The 15,956-nt window shown below is 64.5% G+C and carries 21 protein-coding genes, 1 tRNA gene and 1 pseudogene; 13 read left to right on the plus strand and 10 right to left on the minus strand.

What is annotated here, in order from left to right; all coding sequences use genetic code 11:
* A pseudogene (locus tag OXS49_RS28560) lies at nucleotides 1–397 on the plus strand (hypothetical protein); the annotation flags it as partial.
* Between the two features lie 142 nt (nucleotides 398–539).
* Here OXS49_RS28560 and OXS49_RS28565 read toward each other — a convergent pair.
* Nucleotides 540–782 (minus strand): DUF6522 family protein, encoded by a 243-nt coding sequence (locus OXS49_RS28565; RefSeq protein WP_267428042.1) that lies wholly within the window; start codon nucleotides 780–782, stop codon nucleotides 540–542.
* Between the two features lie 315 nt (nucleotides 783–1,097).
* Here OXS49_RS28565 and OXS49_RS28570 point away from each other — a divergent pair, with 315 nt between their 5' ends.
* The 6 genes from OXS49_RS28570 (at nucleotide 1,098) to OXS49_RS28595 (ending at nucleotide 4,157) form a co-directional block, all read left to right on the plus strand.
* Nucleotides 1,098–1,667 (plus strand): hypothetical protein, encoded by a 570-nt coding sequence (locus OXS49_RS28570; RefSeq protein WP_267428043.1) that lies wholly within the window; start codon nucleotides 1,098–1,100, stop codon nucleotides 1,665–1,667.
* Between the two features lie 2 nt (nucleotides 1,668–1,669).
* A complete protein-coding gene (locus tag OXS49_RS28575) occupies nucleotides 1,670–2,005 on the plus strand; it encodes a hypothetical protein (RefSeq protein WP_267428044.1) in 336 nt (111 codons plus the stop codon).
* A 120-nt stretch (nucleotides 2,006–2,125) separates the two neighbouring features.
* Nucleotides 2,126–2,497: a hypothetical protein gene (locus OXS49_RS28580; RefSeq protein WP_267428045.1), complete on the plus strand. Its 372-nt coding sequence runs from the start codon at nucleotides 2,126–2,128 to the stop codon at nucleotides 2,495–2,497.
* Between the two features lie 124 nt (nucleotides 2,498–2,621).
* Nucleotides 2,622–3,389, plus strand: coding sequence for a hypothetical protein (locus OXS49_RS28585; protein WP_267428047.1), 768 nt, complete (start codon nucleotides 2,622–2,624; stop codon nucleotides 3,387–3,389).
* Nucleotides 3,389–3,634, plus strand: a complete 246-nt coding sequence (locus tag OXS49_RS28590; protein WP_267428049.1) for a hypothetical protein — start codon at nucleotides 3,389–3,391, stop codon at nucleotides 3,632–3,634. The genes OXS49_RS28585 and OXS49_RS28590 overlap by 1 nt, the downstream gene beginning before the upstream one ends.
* Nucleotides 3,635–3,842: 208 nt before the next feature.
* Complete coding sequence (locus OXS49_RS28595; RefSeq protein ID WP_267428051.1) at nucleotides 3,843–4,157, plus strand: hypothetical protein; 315 nt, start codon at nucleotides 3,843–3,845, stop codon at nucleotides 4,155–4,157.
* Between the two features lie 17 nt (nucleotides 4,158–4,174).
* On the opposite strand, the gene OXS49_RS28600 is transcribed toward OXS49_RS28595, so the two are convergent.
* Nucleotides 4,175–4,372, minus strand: a complete 198-nt coding sequence (locus OXS49_RS28600) for a hypothetical protein (RefSeq protein WP_267428052.1) — start codon at nucleotides 4,370–4,372, stop codon at nucleotides 4,175–4,177.
* A 92-nt stretch (nucleotides 4,373–4,464) separates the two neighbouring features.
* On the opposite strand from OXS49_RS28600, the gene OXS49_RS28605 reads away from it, so the two are divergent.
* Nucleotides 4,465–4,716 (plus strand): hypothetical protein, encoded by a 252-nt coding sequence (locus OXS49_RS28605; RefSeq protein WP_267428053.1) that lies wholly within the window; start codon nucleotides 4,465–4,467, stop codon nucleotides 4,714–4,716.
* Nucleotides 4,717–4,725: 9 nt separating this feature from the next.
* Nucleotides 4,726–7,221 (plus strand): hypothetical protein, encoded by a 2,496-nt coding sequence (locus OXS49_RS28610; protein ID WP_267428055.1) that lies wholly within the window; start codon nucleotides 4,726–4,728, stop codon nucleotides 7,219–7,221.
* A 158-nt stretch (nucleotides 7,222–7,379) separates the two neighbouring features.
* On the opposite strand, the gene OXS49_RS28615 is transcribed toward OXS49_RS28610, so the two are convergent.
* The 5 genes from OXS49_RS28615 to OXS49_RS28635 form a co-directional block, all read right to left on the minus strand.
* On the minus strand, nucleotides 7,380–8,210 hold the full coding sequence (locus OXS49_RS28615; protein WP_267428057.1) for an NYN domain-containing protein: 831 nt from the start codon (nucleotides 8,208–8,210) through the stop codon (nucleotides 7,380–7,382).
* A gap of 193 nt (nucleotides 8,211–8,403) precedes the next feature.
* Nucleotides 8,404–8,931 carry a hypothetical protein gene (locus tag OXS49_RS28620; protein ID WP_267428060.1) on the minus strand — a complete coding sequence of 176 codons (528 nt, stop codon included), beginning with the start codon at nucleotides 8,929–8,931 and terminating at the stop codon, nucleotides 8,404–8,406.
* Between the two features lie 352 nt (nucleotides 8,932–9,283).
* Nucleotides 9,284–9,463 carry a hypothetical protein gene (locus tag OXS49_RS28625; protein WP_267428062.1) on the minus strand — a complete coding sequence of 60 codons (180 nt, stop codon included), beginning with the start codon at nucleotides 9,461–9,463 and terminating at the stop codon, nucleotides 9,284–9,286.
* 71 nt (nucleotides 9,464–9,534) lie between these two features.
* Entirely contained in the window at nucleotides 9,535–9,912 is a 378-nt protein-coding gene (locus OXS49_RS28630) for a DUF2513 domain-containing protein (RefSeq protein ID WP_267428063.1), read from the minus strand.
* Nucleotides 9,913–10,229: 317 nt separating this feature from the next.
* Nucleotides 10,230–10,406 (minus strand): hypothetical protein, encoded by a 177-nt coding sequence (locus tag OXS49_RS28635; RefSeq protein ID WP_267428065.1) that lies wholly within the window; start codon nucleotides 10,404–10,406, stop codon nucleotides 10,230–10,232.
* A gap of 293 nt (nucleotides 10,407–10,699) precedes the next feature.
* On the opposite strand from OXS49_RS28635, the gene OXS49_RS28640 reads away from it, so the two are divergent.
* Genes OXS49_RS28640 through OXS49_RS28650 form a run of 3 tightly spaced genes read left to right on the plus strand, consistent with a single transcriptional unit; the run spans nucleotide 10,700 to nucleotide 11,915 of the window.
* Nucleotides 10,700–11,263, plus strand: a complete 564-nt coding sequence (locus OXS49_RS28640) for a hypothetical protein (protein ID WP_267428067.1) — start codon at nucleotides 10,700–10,702, stop codon at nucleotides 11,261–11,263.
* Nucleotides 11,260–11,718 carry a hypothetical protein gene (locus tag OXS49_RS28645; protein WP_267428069.1) on the plus strand — a complete coding sequence of 153 codons (459 nt, stop codon included), beginning with the start codon at nucleotides 11,260–11,262 and terminating at the stop codon, nucleotides 11,716–11,718. Before OXS49_RS28640 ends, OXS49_RS28645 begins: the two co-directional genes overlap by 4 nt.
* A complete protein-coding gene (locus OXS49_RS28650; protein WP_267428071.1) occupies nucleotides 11,709–11,915 on the plus strand; it encodes a hypothetical protein in 207 nt (68 codons plus the stop codon). Before OXS49_RS28645 ends, OXS49_RS28650 begins: the two co-directional genes overlap by 10 nt.
* Before the next feature lie 786 nt (nucleotides 11,916–12,701).
* Here the strand turns inward: OXS49_RS28650 and OXS49_RS28655 are convergent.
* The 3 genes from OXS49_RS28655 to tsaE all read right to left on the minus strand — a co-directional run bounded on the left by OXS49_RS28655 (nucleotide 12,702) and on the right by tsaE (nucleotide 15,294).
* A tRNA-Arg gene (locus tag OXS49_RS28655) sits at nucleotides 12,702–12,778 on the minus strand.
* 128 nt (nucleotides 12,779–12,906) lie between these two features.
* A complete protein-coding gene (locus tag OXS49_RS28660; RefSeq protein ID WP_267428073.1) occupies nucleotides 12,907–13,659 on the minus strand; it encodes a nucleotidyltransferase family protein in 753 nt (250 codons plus the stop codon).
* Between the two features lie 18 nt (nucleotides 13,660–13,677).
* Nucleotides 13,678–15,294: a tRNA (adenosine(37)-N6)-threonylcarbamoyltransferase complex ATPase subunit type 1 TsaE gene (gene tsaE / locus OXS49_RS28665; protein WP_267428074.1), complete on the minus strand. Its 1,617-nt coding sequence runs from the start codon at nucleotides 15,292–15,294 to the stop codon at nucleotides 13,678–13,680.
* Between the two features lie 193 nt (nucleotides 15,295–15,487).
* Here tsaE and cynS point away from each other — a divergent pair.
* On the plus strand, nucleotides 15,488–15,956 hold a 469-nt coding region (gene cynS, locus OXS49_RS28670; protein WP_267428076.1), incomplete at its 3' end, for a cyanase.

Below are 15,956 nucleotides of genomic sequence, written 5' to 3' on the forward strand. Positions count from 1 at the left end.
GGAGAAGCTGCGCGCCGAGTGGCCGGCAATCCTGCGCTGGATGATCGAAGGCTGCCTGGACTGGCAGGCCAACCGACTCGTGCGGCCGGAGGTCGTGAAGGTCGCAACTGACGAGTACTTCGCGACGCAGGACACGTTCGGCCAGTGGCTTGAGGAGCGCTGCATCGTAGACAAAGGCAATTCATATCGAAAGGCGACGACACAGGAACTATTTACTTCGTGGAGTGACTATGCGCGCGGCAACAACGAGTTGCCTGGGACGCAGACAAGCTTCGGCGAGCGTCTCGATAACTCGGGATTCCGGAAGAATAAGAATGTCCCGAACGGTGCCGGTGGCCGCTCCCGCGGCTTCGAAGGCATCGAAGTTCGCTCGCTTCCACAGCGGGATACACAGTGATGAGGCGGGTAGAGGCTACCCTTCCGGTTATCTCCCTTACGCATGCGCGCATATGCGTACAGTGCGGAAGACCCGCCTCTACCCGCCTCATTCCTGGCTGGAGGTGGTCATGACCTTCACGGATTGGCCGGCCGAGGCGCTCTCACCACATGTCTTCGCTGATGAGCACGCCGCTCTCGTCGAAGATGCCCGACCATCCACGGTCGGACAGTCGAACGATCACGCGCGAAAGTCCCGTGTCCTTGCCACTCCCAGTGGCCAGCTGAGCATCGACTTGCCCCCGTCGGTTGAGGCGCTTCAGCTCGGTGGTGTTGACGCCGAGACGGGATGCCAGATCCCGCGGGTCGACCATCCAATCCCCTTCGTGGCCGAGGTCGAGCCGCATGGAGCAGGTCTCCGACAGCTCTGCAGCAGGCGCGGGGCTGAGGCTAAAGCTACCACGGCGCGCCGATCAAATGGCGGGAAAATTTCAGGATCTCACCCGGTCCAGGCGAGCAAGATCCCCGGCCGCGCCGGCCGAAGGAGATCCCGGAAGGAGGACCCATGGCCCTCCGGGGGTTCGAGCGGGTCCTTGGGACCACCCCCGGCCGATAGGGGTAACGCGCGACCTCGATATGTCTGCAGGTTCAAACTTTTCCAGCGCGTTTCGCTTCGCACCTCAAATCCAATTTGACATCGCACACAGAGGGAGGATCGCTCGATGGTAGCGAAATCCGACGCCGCCGATTTCGCTTCGGACGCCGCCGACGACGCGCTGATGGTGCCCGTCTCGACCCTGGCCAGGGCCTTCGACCTCACGGCTCGGCGCGTTCAGCAGCTCGCGGCGGACGGCATCATCCCGAAGGCCGAGCGTGGCCGGTATCCGCTGATCGCGGCGGTCCAGGCCTACCTTGCGCACGTGAAGGCCGTGCCGGAAATCCCGGAAGGCAACATGGATCCGGCGCAGGCCCGTGCCCGAAAGGATACCGCGCTAGCGATCTCGGCCGAAATCAAGAACAAGATTTCGTTGGGCAAGCTTATCTCGCAGGAAGTTGTGATCACGACTGCCGTTGGGATGTTGGGTAGGGTCAAGAATAAGCTCCTGAGCTTGCCTACACGCGCTGCGCCGCGCGCAAAGATGGCTAGAACCGTTGAGGAAGTTCGAGGGCTGATCGCGGCCGAAGTCGATCTGATCCTGATCGAACTGAGCGAGGGAGCAGAACTGGCCGAAGCGGCCAGGGCCGTCACCGCAACCATCGCCGCGATCGAGGACAAGGATGACGAGGATTGACCATGCCCCGCGCCCGCCCCGACCCTGCGGCCGTCCGCGCCGCGCTCGATGCAATCGCCCGGCAGCGAGCCGACCTCGACCGGATGGAGGCCACGCTGCTGCCCCTGGTGGCCACGGCCGACGACCTCGTGCCGCTCAAGGTGGCGCAGGCCACGATGGGCCTGGACCAGTGGGCGGCTCTGAAGCGCGCCCGCCGCGGAGCCGGCGTCAAGCTGGACGGCCGGTGGTTCTTCCGACGTGACTACGTCGACAAAGTAGCCGCCCGAAATGTCCATGCAAAATGTCCAAACGCGTCCAGTGTACAGGCCGTCTCGACCGGACGAAGATCTGCGCCGTAGTTCAGAGATCCTACCGCTGCCCGCCGGGTTCTTCCTTGGTCCCTGGCATCCGCAGCGGCAGGACGGGCCGCGTTCCTACCGTCGGGGCGGGAGCGTGGCCCACCAGATCAGGGCGATCGGATGAGCCAGGACCGAGTTGAGGCCGTGATGGCGATGCCGGAGGCGGCCGGGCGCCGCGAGTTGGCGAAGCATCTGGCCATGGCGACCGCCATGCCGATGGATCAGATCCGCAAGGCGCTCGCCGCCGGCCACCGTGATCCCGTCGCCTATGCCGGCGAGCTCGTGGAGCAGTTTCGCGCCAGCAAGGGCGTTCAGAACGTCAAGCGCAGCCTGACGGCCGTGGCGGTGACGCCCGCCGGCTCTCCGCCGATCGACCATGCCGACGCTAGGGCGCAGCAGATCCTCGCACACGGTGCTCCGGGTCTCACGATCGAGGAATCGGAGATCACCGCCACACTCGCCGCGCGGCCCCGAAAGCGGGCCCGGCACTGAATTCGGGGCATCGAGCGACGACGCCCGCGGCCCGTCGAACAACGGGAACCCGACCTCCGCGCCCCGGACGAGAAAAGGCGGTCAAGGTCGGGACGGCCGCACCTCTAACCTGAAGGATGGACCCTTGGGCACGACCACCACCCGCGCAACCGCCCGCACCTCGGAGCGCGTGCGCAAGGACATCACCGCCGCTCAGGCCGAGGCCGAGGCCGCAAACGCCCAGATCGCGGCGCTGACGGCCGCGACGCCGGAGGTGCTCCGTACCGGCGACGACGCCAAGCATGCCGCCCACGACGCGGAAATCGCACGCATGGGCCGTGTCGCAGCCCGGTGCGCCGTCCGCCTCGATGACCTCGCCGACGAACTGGCCAAGTCCGAGGCGCGCGAGGCCGAGGATCGCGAGCGGGAGGAGGCCGAGGCGAAGGCCCGCCGGAAGGTCGAGGCCGAGGCCGCGGTGCAGGCCGTGGTCGGCAGGATCCCGGAGGGCTACAACGCTCACGCCGAGGCGATCGCCGCGTTCCTGGCCGAGTGGTCCGAGGCCGAGCGCTTGGCGGCCGAACACGGCATCCCCGGCCCGCAAGTCGCCTCCGGCCGCAGCGTCCCGGCCACGAAGGTGGTCACGCCGGATCGGGAGCAGCCCTTCGAGGCTTACGCCGACGAGAACGGCGAGCCGTCCCAGTTCGCGCACGGCTATGCGGCGGACGGCCGGATCGACCGGACCAAAACCCGCGAGGTGCGGACCTTCCACCGGACGATCCCCGGCAGCACCCGGCACGAAGGCGGCATGGTCCGCCCCGGCCTCGTCCAGCTCGTGAACCTGCCGAAAGCGCTGGAGGACGGCTGGCACGCGCAGGGCGCGACCGAAAATCAAAACCACGCCCGGCGGCCCTGATGCGCCGCCTCGACCTCGATGCCATCCGCGACGATGCGCGGGAGGAAGGCCGCTCGGAGGGCGAGCGCCTGGCCCGCGAGACCGAGCGTGACCGCTGCCGGGCGATCATGACCGGCCCGCACAGCGAGCTGCGGGAGCGGCAGGCCCGGTACCTCGCCCTGCACACCGACCTCGACGTGGTCGAGTGCGACGCGATCCTGCGTGCCGCCCCAGTCGATGCCGCCGTTTCCGACCGGGTGCAGTGACATGCTGGAGACAACCGAAACCGCCGAGATCGTCGTCGCCGGCCGCGCGCCGCACGTCGCTTCATCGACCATCGATCAGCTGAAGACAGTAGTTTACGCTGTTAGCGCCACGTCAAAACAGAATTGCCGTCTAATACCAGCCGATAGACGATTACCCTCAGCGCCATACGTGAGGCATGCGCCTTTGTGGCCCCTGGGGCATCCTGAAATGATCGATACCTATACTGACCTCGCCGCCCTGGCCGCGAACGACGCCCGGTATGGTCGCCTCTGGCATTGTATTGCGGGGGACTGCTGGTCCTTTGGCGCCTGCCCGACCGCTGGTGAGAACCGCCGCGTTCCAGCTGAAAGCGTGTCGCACGATCGCGTTCGAGCCGCTCTAGCCGACGGCGCTTGGGTCGCCTCCGTGGTCGACACCTCGGTGGATCCGCCCCGCATCCTGGCGGTGCAGCAGAGGCCGGCCCTAGAGGCGACGATGAACCTATTCCAGGCCGCGCAGCTCTCCGCTGCGGATGGGGTGTGACCGTGATGCCGGCAGCCTCAGTCGCCAGTCGTACCGACCCCACGAGGGCGCGTCTCGTGCGGCGGCCTGACTGTCTCTGGGACCAGGCTGGCGACGCCGTAGACCGGATCATCGCCAGTTCGCTGCGCGCGCCGGCGGCGATGCAGGAACGCTGCTCCCGCTGCCATGACGACGATCATGAAGACCGCAAAAGCGATCAGGCGCCAATCTTCCATGGTTTTTCCCCGCCGGATTTATTTCGAGAGATCAGTGTAGCGCGCCGCCTGCGTAGTTCGCCCTGGTGCGGCAACAGGGCGGAGACTGCGCCGTGACCCGCGTCGCCGAGATCGCCGACTATCTGCTCAGCACCGCCACCGGCGACACCGCGGCGGCGTGGAAGGCCGAGGTGGTCGAAACGATCATGGCCCGCTGGCCGGACGTCACCCGTGAAGATCTGACCGCAGCCTTCGAGGTCGCGACGCTGGAGGCGGCGGCCGAACTGGCCGTGACGATGGCGGACAATCTCGATCGCCTGGCGGCAGCGGCTCTTCGCATCCCCGTCACCAATCCGCAGAAGTAGGAGCGAGCCATGAGCCAGGACGAAGCCCTGAGGATGGCGGCGGAGGTCATCGATAAGTCGACGGGCCCCCTCAAGAACATCGCGGCCACGCTGCGCGGCGTCGCCCGCGAGGGGCAGGCCCACAGCGAGGCCCTGGCGAAGGGTATGGGCCGGGTCGAGAGCGGGATGAAGGGTGCCGCCAGTGCAGCCTCGAACGTCCTGACGCCTGCCCTCGCCACGGTGGGTATCACCGGGCTGACCCTCACCGCCACCATCGCGGGCATCGGCGCCGCCATGCGCAACTTCGGCGGAGGCGCGAAGGAGTTGGGGCAGCTCAGTCGGGACACCGGGATTGCCGCAAGTACCCTGAGGAACGTTCAGGGCGTGCTGAGCGCGGTCGGCGTGGATGCTGCTACCTCGGGACAGGCGCTACAGAAATTCGCCGAGGATGCCAGGCTTGCACACCGAGGCTACGGGCCTTTGATGGAGTTTCTGCGCCGGCAGGGAAAAGACGAGTCTGGCCGAAAGTATTTCAACGATATCGCTGACGGCATCATGCGAAGCAAGGATGCTGGTGAAGCATACATGAGGGCTTTGCACGGACAGGAAGGCATCAAAGATCCCGTCGAGCGCCGGATTTACGCAGATAATGTTTTGAAGCTCGGCGACGCGGCCCGTTTGGCGGACGGCCGACTTGGCTCGCTCGACGATCAGATCAAGCGCTATCAGCGTAACAACGGGATCGTCTCCGACAAGGATATCGCCGACGCCGAAGCTTACGCCCGGGCCATGGACGGCCTTCAAGGCACGATGAACAAGCTCTACAACGCCGCCGCGCGTGAGCTGACACCAAGCCTGACCGCTGCTGCGGTGGCCGTGAAGAAATTCATGGATGACCAACGCAACGGCGTTGAGAGCGAGGTCGTCAAGACGATCCGCGACATCCAGACGGAGCTCGGAAAGATCAACTGGAAGCAGGCTGGCACCGACGCTCTCAGCTTCCTCAGCAGCACGACAGCCCTCGCGGGCTCGCTGGCACACAGCCTCCACGTCGCTGCCGAAGCGCTGCATGACCTGGAGAAAGGCGATATCGCAGAGGCCTTGCGTAAGAGCACCGGCGGTGGCGGAACGGTCGGGCGCCTCGTGAACAAGTTCTACCCGCGGGCGGATAGCTCGACGCCCGAGAGCGAGGCCCTGGACGCGCAGATGCGCGGGCAGACGATGAGCCCAGACGAGCTGCGCGGAAACCAAAACCTCCGTCAGAACGGGTCGCGCGTCGCCGAGATCGAGGCGCGGCAGGCGGAGCTGCGCACGAAGCTCGACCAGTTCGGCCTGATGGAGAAGAGCGGCACGGCCAGCGATCGCTCGAAGAGCCAGGCCGAGGACCTGCGCCGCGAGATGACGCGGCTGACCGAGGAGCTGAAGCGCATCCGCGAGGGCGGCGCGACGGTGCAGCAGCAGTCGTTCGACGCGACGGGCAGCGGCCTGGGCGGCCTGATCCAGAAGGCTAGCTATGGCGGCGGCGGTGGGTTGCCGGCGATCCGGCAGATGCTTCGCACTGGCGGCGGCATCTACGCGCCGGGCGGCGGTGGGTATGGGGTCGGTGACACGGGCGATAGCGGCGGTCGAGGTCCCGCGCTGCCTGGGCTGGACAGTCCTGCCGGGCAGGTCGGGCGCACCCTTCGAGGGCGGGGCGGCTCAATGCCAGGTGTTCCCGATAACGTCCCCATGACGGCCGATGAACGGAACACGCTCGGGCTTATTCAGAAGTACGAGAGCCACGGCCAGAACACGATGAACTATGTCGGACAGAGGCAGGGTCTCAGTCCGTTGGCGGCCAAGGGTTACACGGCTCAGGGCTACTACCAGATCCTCAACTCGAACTGGCGCAGGCTCGCGCCGGGGCTCGGGATCAAGGCGCCGAATGCCATGGCGGGTAGCCTCGAGGAGCAGACGCGCGTCGCGCTGGCACTGTTGCGCGGATCTGGTGGCAAGCCGAAGGATTGGGCTCCATTCAACCCAAGTCTACGCGCAGCGATCGCCCGGGGTGAGCAAGCTCCGGTCGCGAGCGTCCCGAACATCCCACCGATTGGAGAGCGTCCTCGTATCTCATCGAGTGACTCTGACTTTCTGCCGAACGGCTCGCCAAGCACCCTCAAGCCGAACAGCATGACAGATGCGCCGGGAGTGACCATGGATCAGGTCAACGTATTGCGCGCCAGCAGGGCTGATGGCGCAGGCTGGGCGGCTCGGGAAGCGGCTCGCCGGAGCTACGAAGCGAGAGGAGCGTCAGAGGCCGAGCGGGCGAAGGCTCTGGAGCTGCGCCCGGCTGCCCGTAGCGCTCTCCAGAACTCGCTTCGCGGGGGGACCACTGGGGCGACCCAGGCCGCAGAACGCGCGCTCATGGACGTCCGGATCCACAATCCTGGGCCGAACACCAGGGCATCGGTGGTCGCGAAGGGGAGCATGTTCGGCGAGGTCAAGCAGATGACGGGCCGGCAGATGCGGTCGAGCGACGATATCTGAGGCGGCCGACGTCGTGCAGCGCAGCGGGGCGCAGATGCGGCGGGCGGATTGAGCGGTAACTACCGCCTCGCCCGCGGGTCTACCTGTCAGTCCTCCCAGATCTTCCTTCAGCCCCGTGCAGCGGCTGCTGGCGGGGCTTCTCGTGCCCGGGATGCCTTCTAGGTTTGGATCCACTGTTCAGCAGTATCAGCAATTCCTAAATTCACTAGCGCATCAAATGCACGAAGCGCAGCCTGTAAAGTGCAATCGGGCGCCGCTAAATGGTATGTGTTCCAGAAAAATGAGCCGCTGTGAACCCAAATGACCAAACTGTTCCCACGCCATCGCCCAGCTATTTTTCTGCCGTCGCCCAAAAAAACAACATGCGCGTCTGGAGGAGGTTCGCTTTGCCCCCCTGGCGGGTTAAGAAAAAACGCCGGGGATTCATCGTCGGATGCAAAACACTTAAGATCACTACGAAAGCTGAACAATCTTGTACTGTCTGCCGCGCGTTTTAGTTGACCATTTGCCTGAGGTGGATGCCACAAAGTCACATGTAATCCTTCCGCAACCAGAGCTTCAATTAAAGGGACAAAATCGGCGTCTCCAGCAAATAATGTCGCTCTGGTAATATTTCCTCTGAACGCCTGCGTCATCATATCAACCGCTAAGCGTACATCCACACCCTTTTGCCTTCTATTGGCACCTACGATTTGCCCAAGCGCAACATGAACGCGATCAAGCATTTGAATTTTCTCGATCCGCTCAAATTCTGGCTGAATTCTGGCTTCATAGGCGGCTTGAGCCTCGTTGTGATTTCTCCCGGGAATAGCGTCATAATAATAGATCTTGTGAAAATCAGGGGTCGCAAACGATTTTAATAATGGTTTATAAGCTTCGTCATTGCCGAAGATGTCTTTGCTTATTTTGCTAACGGCTGCGCGCAGGCATCCTCCATCGATAAATAGATACTCTCTCTCGACCGGAGCTGTACGTGCGTTTATGATCATGATCTCATCACCTCAGGATCATTTGTCGAGCCAATCGTACAAGCCTGTGGCCTTGCTCTCATCGGCCGCAGCGGTCGCCGAGTCAGCGACGACGAGAGCGAGGGCGGCGAGGGGTGTGCGTATCCAGGCAGGATACTGGGAGCCGAGCCGGTGCCGAGGTGTAGGGTAGTTGGCTGGTGTTTTTTTAGTCTGCCTAGTCGCCGAGGCGATCTGGCATAGATACACCCGCGTCTCGCAAGGGTTTTTCTATTATATATAAATTCAAACTTCTTAGATTTCCTATCAATTCCTTGATTGGTTCAAGTAGACCTTCGACTTCTTGAATTGTAAATGGGGTCTTTTTATAAGGAAAAACTCCTGGCTGGCTTACTCTTTCTCGCTCCATTCGGTATAAATTTTTGCCCTCTGTCTCATATCCAAATGGCGTATGGACAATTGCATTTCTTACTGCCGCCAGTCGATCATATTCCGACAATACTTGTTTGATCCTGTCGAACGTTTTTTCTTCGGATCTGGAAGAAACCTTAGCTGACGATAGAATGACATCACGCTGCGTTCGTGCGCTTCTGAAATAACTAAAGACCGTAACGGCCATTGTCATATCCAGTCCTGTCAGCGCTCCAAATAAACTTGCAAAATGATGTTCCAAATGGGCCCAATAACTTGCAACCCTTCCTACTGCTGCAGCTAATTCAGGATCATCTTCGATAGGATTACCCAATCTGAACACTCCGTTCTATAATTTACAATATTGAAGGAATGGTGGACTGATTTGTGAATCATAGGATTTTTGGAATAGCTTCGATACTTTTACGGTAGTGCTCCATACCTTTCTCGTTAGGCATGGCGCCCTCGTGCTCGCACTCCTGCTTGTGGTGCTCGAAGACGCACCTCGTCGTAGGCGGTGAGCCACAAACGCTATCGAGTTTCTCGTAGCTGACGCACTGCTTGTTCGGGTCGCGAAAGCCCGGACCGCCCTTGCAGCCGCAGCCGGTGCATTGGCAGGCGCCCGCTGCGGTGGTGAAGCAAAGAAGCAATCCCACGGCAGCGAGGACGCGGTCCGGCCTCATCTATCAGGATGCCTTGCTCTCGCGTGCCAACCGCATCGCTCTGAGCCGCTCGGTGCGTTCCTCGATCTCCTGGCGTTCGGCCTCGATCTCGCTCCAGACTACGAGCGACGTAGCCTCGCGGGTCTCTACCTTCAGCTGCAAACTCGTGCGATCGGAATGGCGGGAAGCCTGAAAGTGAGACATGCACCTTCTCGTTAACCAGCATCGGGCCGAGATAGGGCGCTGATCCGTGCCGTCACCAGCGAGGCACTGGATCAGCTGAGTGGCAGCCCGAGCTTCTGTAGCTCCGCCTTGGCGTAGCCTTTCGCCAACTCGACGATGAAGCCGAAGCCTGCGCCCGCCGCCTTCGAGGCACCGGACTTGGTTTTCCGCCAAACATCATCATCGCGGATGGTGTCTACGAAATCGCAGCCTGACCAAGTTAAATCGATCGGCACTTGGCCCAACGACATGTCGTTTATACAATTGACGAAGCCAGCATCAGCAATGATCTTGCAGTGGTAGCGTAGTTTGTCGAGCTGTAGTCCGTTTTCCTCGTCCTCTTTCCCGATCAGCTCGTCGTATCGCGCCTGCATCTTTTCGGCTTCCACGTCGAGTAGGACGGTTCGGATGAAATCCATATCGCGCTTCATGAGAGATCGACCCTACGCCTTCCGAAGCCGCACCCCGGGCCCCTCGCCGTTCTCGTCGATGAAGATGACGCCGGCGGCAGTCAGTTCGGGCCTTTAGCCCTCCCGGTCGCGCGGCTCGCTCGCCACGCGAAATAGGCGACGGCCAGCAGCGTCAGGAAAAGTCCGGCCCATGAGCCGCCCTCCGAGACCTTCGCGACGAACCATTCCGCCGGTGTAGGAGCCGCGGGATCCTGTAACCAGGCAACAGCCATTATCATGGTCGCGAGCAGAGCAAGAACGAGCAGGACCAGGTGTGGTATCGCCATCAGTTCGCCCCTTCAGGATCCTCGCGGACCGAAGCCTTTGAGCGCCACGCCGGTCCTAAACCGGCCGTACTTGCGGCCGAGGGCGTCGAGGTAGGCTCCGACCACCACTAAAGCGGCGTGACGATCCTTCTCGGACACGACCCGTAGCAGGCGCTTGCGGAACAGCTCGTCGGGCTCAGGGTCGTTCATTTCAGGTAGCCCTTCGCCTTCAAGTGCTCGGTGAGGGCTTCGCGGAGGATGTCAGGCCTCGACGGCTTTGGATCCGGCCGAGCGTCGATCAGAGCATCAAGAGGGGTAGTATGTTCGCGATGCAGCCGGACGGTGACCGGTTCGCCCTGGCCCGTTGGCTTGGGGCCACGACGTTTCTTTGGTGTCAAAGTTTCTTGCGTGCCCATAGAAACCATGGTACCAAGAAAACGGCCCGACAGGAAGGTGAGATTTCCGGCCGGGCCTGACCACCAACGGCATCTGGAGTACCGTCAATGGCTACCCACGCCCATAGCACACGCACGCCCTTATTACCCCGGTCCGGCAACCCGCGGCCCTTATTAGGCCAGGGGGTGCGGCTTGCAGCAATTTCGCGTCAACCTGACGCAAAACTCGGCCGGCAGTCGGGCCCCGTCACCCAGGCCATCCGCGCGATGCGGGCGGCCGAGCCGCTGCCGCCCGCCGATGCCGCGATCGAAGCCATCCGCGAGGGGCTGATCCGCTACTTCGTTGAGGACGACAGCGCCGACCGCCAGCGCGTTCGCGAGCTACGCCGCCGGATCGCCGACCGCATCGAAGCGGACCTCGCGCTATTACATGCGCTGGACGGCGACACGGATCTTGAAGCCAAGAACGAGCACGGCGGCGACATTCAGGACGAGCCGCACGACCCTGAAGAGGATGGAGACGCGGACGAACTTGGTACGGCGGTCGCAGGCTTCGACGGGACGAACTACGTCCGTTCAAGGCTAAACCGCCGGGTCAGCATCAGGCCAAGCGGTGTCGTCATCGTCGGGCCGGACGGCGCGGACTACTTCGTGTCGCGGGTGGCACGATGAGCGCCTCAACCCGCCGCGCCGCGCTCGGCGCCATCCTCGCGGCTCCCCTGGCGTCCGTGCCGGTGGTCGCAGCGATCCCGCCCGCCGCTTATGAGGCCGACTTCATCGCCTTGATGATCGCGGCAACCCCGACGCTCCGCGAGCACGACCGCTTATGGAAGATCGCCTGCGCCCTCTACAGGGATGTGGAGCGGGAATTCCCATGGGGCGGCGGCCGATGGCAACTGCGGGAGGCGTCCGAAGTTTGGGCGGCCTACGATACCGCTTGGCAGGCGGCCTCTGCCGTCCATTTGGAGTTGGAAGACACCTTCGAGCGCTTTCAGGGACGGCCGATGGTGACGGAGCGCGGCGTCCTCATGAAGATGCGGCTCGGGCGCACACTGGATGGCCTCTTTGAGGACGACAGTTGGCACGACCTGGCCCGGCTGTTCGAGGAGGGCACGCTATGCGCATGATCTACGCCTTCCTCGCCCTGGCGCAGATCCGGCTCGCCCTCGCGGAGCACGGTCGGGCCGAGATGCTCGAACGCCATGCTGACGAGGCGCTGAACAGAGCTCGAGCCCGTAGGCTCACCGCGGCCGCTCTGGCGTCCCGTGCGGGCCTGCCGGATCAGCTCTGCGAGGGTGTTGATATTATACACGCCCAGCCGTGAGGGACTCGCCCCTAAGCTCAATCAATTCAGCGGCTTAGGGTCGAAAACGTGTCTGGAGGGAATCACCCCCTCCGAAGCATCCACGCCCGCCCCGACAGTTCATTGCCATGACGCCTAGGGCAGGCGTGCAGGTCAGCTGCGGCACTGACCTCCTTATTAAAGGCGTCGGACTTTTCCGGTTGATGTCCGCTTCTCACGAACGCCGCTCGCGCATCCAGTGCGCGCGGCAAACTATCAAGGTGCGCACACTGCGCCGGCGGACCTTACGAGGGCTACTTGAATAAATCTCGAAGGGCGGCTTCCAGACGATCAACCGTGGCAACCGCCGCTTCTTGATCCGCTGAGTCTTCCACCGTCTGCGCACGGGCAACCCTTAGAGGTCGCCGATTTGATTTCAGAGATCGAGGTGACTTCCTGGACGAATGAGTGACGGCCGCACGGTCAGACATCCAAAAACTCACTGAAATCTTCTGATGTCAGTGAATTGGGCAGACGGTTCTTTATGTTCCAGGGAGTGGCGTGGTGGAGTACTTAACAGTACAATTTGTCGCATCGCATGGGCATCCACGCCCGCCCGCGTTGCTGCCAGGGGACGGAGCCGGGGCGGGCGTGGAGGTCAGCGACCCATCCCGAGCGCCGACCCAGGCGAGATGCAAAGGCCGTGCGACCACACCCTACGACCGCCGCTCGCGCATCCGGTGCGGACAGCAGCTGACGATGGGATGCGCGGTTACCCGCGGCGTTACCCCAACCCATTCAGCGATGTCATGAAACTTAGCTAAGTGATGGCGCGCCCGAAAGGATTCGAACCTCTGACCCCCAGATTCGTAGTCTGGTGCTCTATCCAGCTGAGCTACGGGCGCCTGACACGGCGGCGGGGTCTTGGCCCGCCGGTGTGAAGGGGCTTCTAGAGGCTCGGATCGGGCTTGGCAAGACACCGCGTCGCAAGACCTTCACGCTTCGCGCGAACACCGGCCCGGCAGCGGCCGGATTACAGGATCCGGGCGCTCGCCTTCACCCGCTCCTCCGCGGCCCGGATCGCGTCGGGCGTGCCGACATGCAGCCACTGGCCGTCCAGGCGCATGCCGAACAACCGCCCCGCCGCGATCGCCCGGTCGAACAGGAGGTTCAGGGAGAAAGAACCCTCGGGCGTGTCGGCGAACAGCCCCGGGCTCAGGATCGCCACGCCCGCGTAGATGAAGGGCGCCACCACCCGCTCGCCGCGGCGCTCCAGGCGCCCATCCGCGGCCATCACGAAGTCGCCAGCCCCCTCGTAGCCGAGGCTGGTCGTGGTGGGGGCGACCAGAAGCAGCCCGTCCATGCGCTGGGCATCCCAGGTCTCGATCAGCCGGCGCAGGTTGGAGGCCGGCCCCTCCAGCCAGAACGAATCCGAGTTGAGAACCGCGAACGGCGCATCCCCGAGGAGCGGCAGCGCCTTGCGGATGCCCCCACCGGTCTCCAGGAGCGCCGCGCGCTCGTCCGAGAGGATCGTGGCCGGGCCCGCGCTCGGTCCCTCGGCCCGGCGGGCGAGGTGGCCCTCGATCAGGTCGGCCAGATAGTGGACGTTCACCACGGCCGTGCCGATCCCCGCCTCGGCGACCCGGTCGAGGGCGTGATCGAGGAGCGCCTTGCCGGCCACCTCCACCAGGGGTTTGGGCACCGTGGCGGTCACCGGCCGCATGCGCTTGCCCAGGCCTGCGGCCAGGACGAAGGCGCGGCTGACGGCTGACTCGAGCTCGCTCATGCGGGAGGGATCCGATGGTCAGGGTTCGGGGGCGGGGGCGACGAGGCCCGGCAGGTGCTCCGCGTGCCAGGCCCGCAGCCCGGCGAGCGCCGGATGAGCGAGGTTGCGGGTGAGATAGCCCTCGATCCGCGGCAGGTGGGCCAGATAGCCGGGCTTGCCGTCGCGCCGGTCGAGGCGCGCGAAGATGCCGAGGATCTTGGTGGCGCGCTGCGCGGCGAGCAGCGCGTAGGCCGTCGCGAAGGCGCCGACATCGAAGGCAGAATCCCGGCCGCGCCGCTCCCGCGCGTAGAGGCCGAGCAGCCGCAATTCGAACTCGGCGCTGGCATCGACCCGGGCATCCTGCAGCAGCGAGGCGACGTCGTAGGCCGGGTGGCCCATCACGGCATCCTGGAAGTCGATCAGCCCGACCCGCTCCAGCCCGTCGCGCTCGGGCAGCCAGATCAGGTTGGGGGAGTGATAGTCGCGCAAAGTCCAGGTCGGCCGGTCGGGGATCGCGCCCTGGAGCGCGGCCCGCCACAGATCCACGAAGTCCGCGCGCGCCTGCGCCGACAGGGTGACGTCCCGGATCGCCGGGGCGTACCAGTCGGGCATCAGCTCCGTCTCGAACAGCAGCGCGTCGGTATCGTAGGGCGGCAGGACGTGGTCGATCCCCTCCACCACAGGCAGGGCCGCGGGCAGCGGGGTGGCGTGGAGCCTGGCGAGCAGCCGCACCGCCTCGGCGTAGCGCTCGGGCCGCGGCGTGCCGGCCTCGACCATTGGCTCGCTGCCGAGGTCCTCCAGGATCAGCAGGCCCTCGGCGAGATCCTCGCCGTAGATCTTCGGCGCCGAGAAGCCGAGCGCCCGCAGGCCCCGGTCGAGGGCCACGAAGGCGTGGACGCTCTCGGCCAGATGTACGATCGCGCTGTAGGGCTTGCCATCGCGCACCGGCGGACCGTCGGGCCGGGGCGGCGCGATCATCAGCACCGCGCTGGTGCCGTCTGGCTTGGTCAGGCGCTCGTAGGCGCGGGACGAGGCGTCGCCCTGCATCAACACGCGCTCGGCGATGTCCCAGCCGCTGCGGTCGAGGAGCCGCCGCACCGCCCGGGCCCGGTCCAGGCGGGCGCGCATGCCGCCGGAGCCGTCGATCCGGGCGAGCCGCGCCCCGGGGCCGAATTCCGCCCGCAGGGACAGGTCGATGGTAAGCACCGGCCCGTCGCGGGGCGGCATCCGCTCGGGCCACTCGACCAGGGTGATCGCCTCGTCGGCCATCTCGTCGAAGCCGAGTTCCACCAGCTCGTCGGCGTCGCGCAGGCGGTAGAGGTCGGCGTGGATGATCGGCCGTCCGTCCCGGGCGGTGTAGGGCTGGATCAGCGTGAAGGTCGGGCTCGGCACCTCCAGGCGCGGATCGCCGGCCAGTTCCCGGATGATCGCCCGCGCCAGCGTGGTCTTGCCGCCGCCCAGGCCTCCGGAGAGCGCCACAACGTCCCCCGGGAGCAGGAGCTCCGACAGGAACAGGCCGAGATCCTCGGTGGCGGGCTCCTCCGGCAGCACGAATTCCCATGGCGCCGGCCGCGCGGATGCGACCTCCGGCCCGCCGGTCCCCTGCCCGTCCCGATCGTCTCCGTCCAAAGCCGCCTCCGAGACCTGAAGACGCATGGTCCGAAAACACGCTCCGGATGCAAGGGTTTCCGGCCGCGGTTGTGCGCTTCCCGCCTATCCGGTGCACCGAAAGCACGCTTCCGCGCCTGTCGCCGCCCCGATTGGCATACGGCTTGCCGAAGGGGCGCGGCCGCACCGCCGGCCGGCCCTCAAGCCGGAACCGGCCGAACCATCAGTCAAGGAGGAAACGATGAAGCGCCAGGACCTGACCGAGAAGCTTCTCGACATCAAGCGCGAGAAGGGCTGGAGCTGGAAGCACATCCACGAGGAGATCGGCGGCCTGTCGCCGTTCCTGATCACGGCGGCCTGCATGGGCCAGATGAAGCTGCCCAAGGCCCAGGCCAAGCGGGCGGCCGAGCTGTTCGGCCTCACCGCGGCCGAGGAGCGGATGCTGAACGAGGCGCCCTACCGCGGCTCGATTGCGTCGATGCCGCCCACCGACCCGCTGATCTACCGGTTCTACGAGCTGGTGATGGTCTACGGCACGACCTTCAAGGAGCTGATCCAGGAGGAGTTCGGCGACGGCATCATGTCGGCGATCGACTTCAACATGGAGATGGCCCGGGAGGCCAACAACAAGGGCGACCGGGTGAAGCTCACCATGTCGGGCAAGTTTTTGCCGTACAAGTATTACGGCAACGACGACGACACGCCGGAAT

This window comes from Methylobacterium sp. GC_Met_2, assembly GCF_026540795.1.
In the GTDB taxonomy this organism is placed as follows: domain Bacteria; phylum Pseudomonadota; class Alphaproteobacteria; order Rhizobiales; family Beijerinckiaceae; genus Methylobacterium.

Coding starts and splice junctions, on each gene's coding strand:
- OXS49_RS28625 (WP_267428062.1), bottom strand. CDS start 9,463: ATGTCTCACTTTCAGGCTTCCCGCCATTCCGATCGCACGAGTTTGCAG.
- tsaE (WP_267428074.1), bottom strand. CDS start 15,294: ATGCGTCTTCAGGTCTCGGAGGCGGCTTTGGACGGAGACGATCGGGAC.
- OXS49_RS28660 (WP_267428073.1), bottom strand. CDS start 13,659: ATGAGCGAGCTCGAGTCAGCCGTCAGCCGCGCCTTCGTCCTGGCCGCA.
- OXS49_RS28565 (WP_267428042.1), bottom strand. CDS start 782: ATGCGGCTCGACCTCGGCCACGAAGGGGATTGGATGGTCGACCCGCGG.
- OXS49_RS28600 (WP_267428052.1), bottom strand. CDS start 4,372: ATGGAAGATTGGCGCCTGATCGCTTTTGCGGTCTTCATGATCGTCGTC.
- OXS49_RS28650 (WP_267428071.1), top strand. CDS start 11,709: ATGCGCATGATCTACGCCTTCCTCGCCCTGGCGCAGATCCGGCTCGCC.
- OXS49_RS28640 (WP_267428067.1), top strand. CDS start 10,700: ATGGCTACCCACGCCCATAGCACACGCACGCCCTTATTACCCCGGTCC.
- OXS49_RS28630 (WP_267428063.1), bottom strand. CDS start 9,912: ATGAAGCGCGATATGGATTTCATCCGAACCGTCCTACTCGACGTGGAA.
- OXS49_RS28580 (WP_267428045.1), top strand. CDS start 2,126: ATGAGCCAGGACCGAGTTGAGGCCGTGATGGCGATGCCGGAGGCGGCC.
- OXS49_RS28575 (WP_267428044.1), top strand. CDS start 1,670: ATGCCCCGCGCCCGCCCCGACCCTGCGGCCGTCCGCGCCGCGCTCGAT.
- OXS49_RS28595 (WP_267428051.1), top strand. CDS start 3,843: ATGATCGATACCTATACTGACCTCGCCGCCCTGGCCGCGAACGACGCC.
- OXS49_RS28635 (WP_267428065.1), bottom strand. CDS start 10,406: ATGAACGACCCTGAGCCCGACGAGCTGTTCCGCAAGCGCCTGCTACGG.
- OXS49_RS28610 (WP_267428055.1), top strand. CDS start 4,726: ATGAGCCAGGACGAAGCCCTGAGGATGGCGGCGGAGGTCATCGATAAG.
- OXS49_RS28590 (WP_267428049.1), top strand. CDS start 3,389: ATGCGCCGCCTCGACCTCGATGCCATCCGCGACGATGCGCGGGAGGAA.
- OXS49_RS28570 (WP_267428043.1), top strand. CDS start 1,098: ATGGTAGCGAAATCCGACGCCGCCGATTTCGCTTCGGACGCCGCCGAC.
- OXS49_RS28615 (WP_267428057.1), bottom strand. CDS start 8,210: ATGATCATAAACGCACGTACAGCTCCGGTCGAGAGAGAGTATCTATTT.
- OXS49_RS28645 (WP_267428069.1), top strand. CDS start 11,260: ATGAGCGCCTCAACCCGCCGCGCCGCGCTCGGCGCCATCCTCGCGGCT.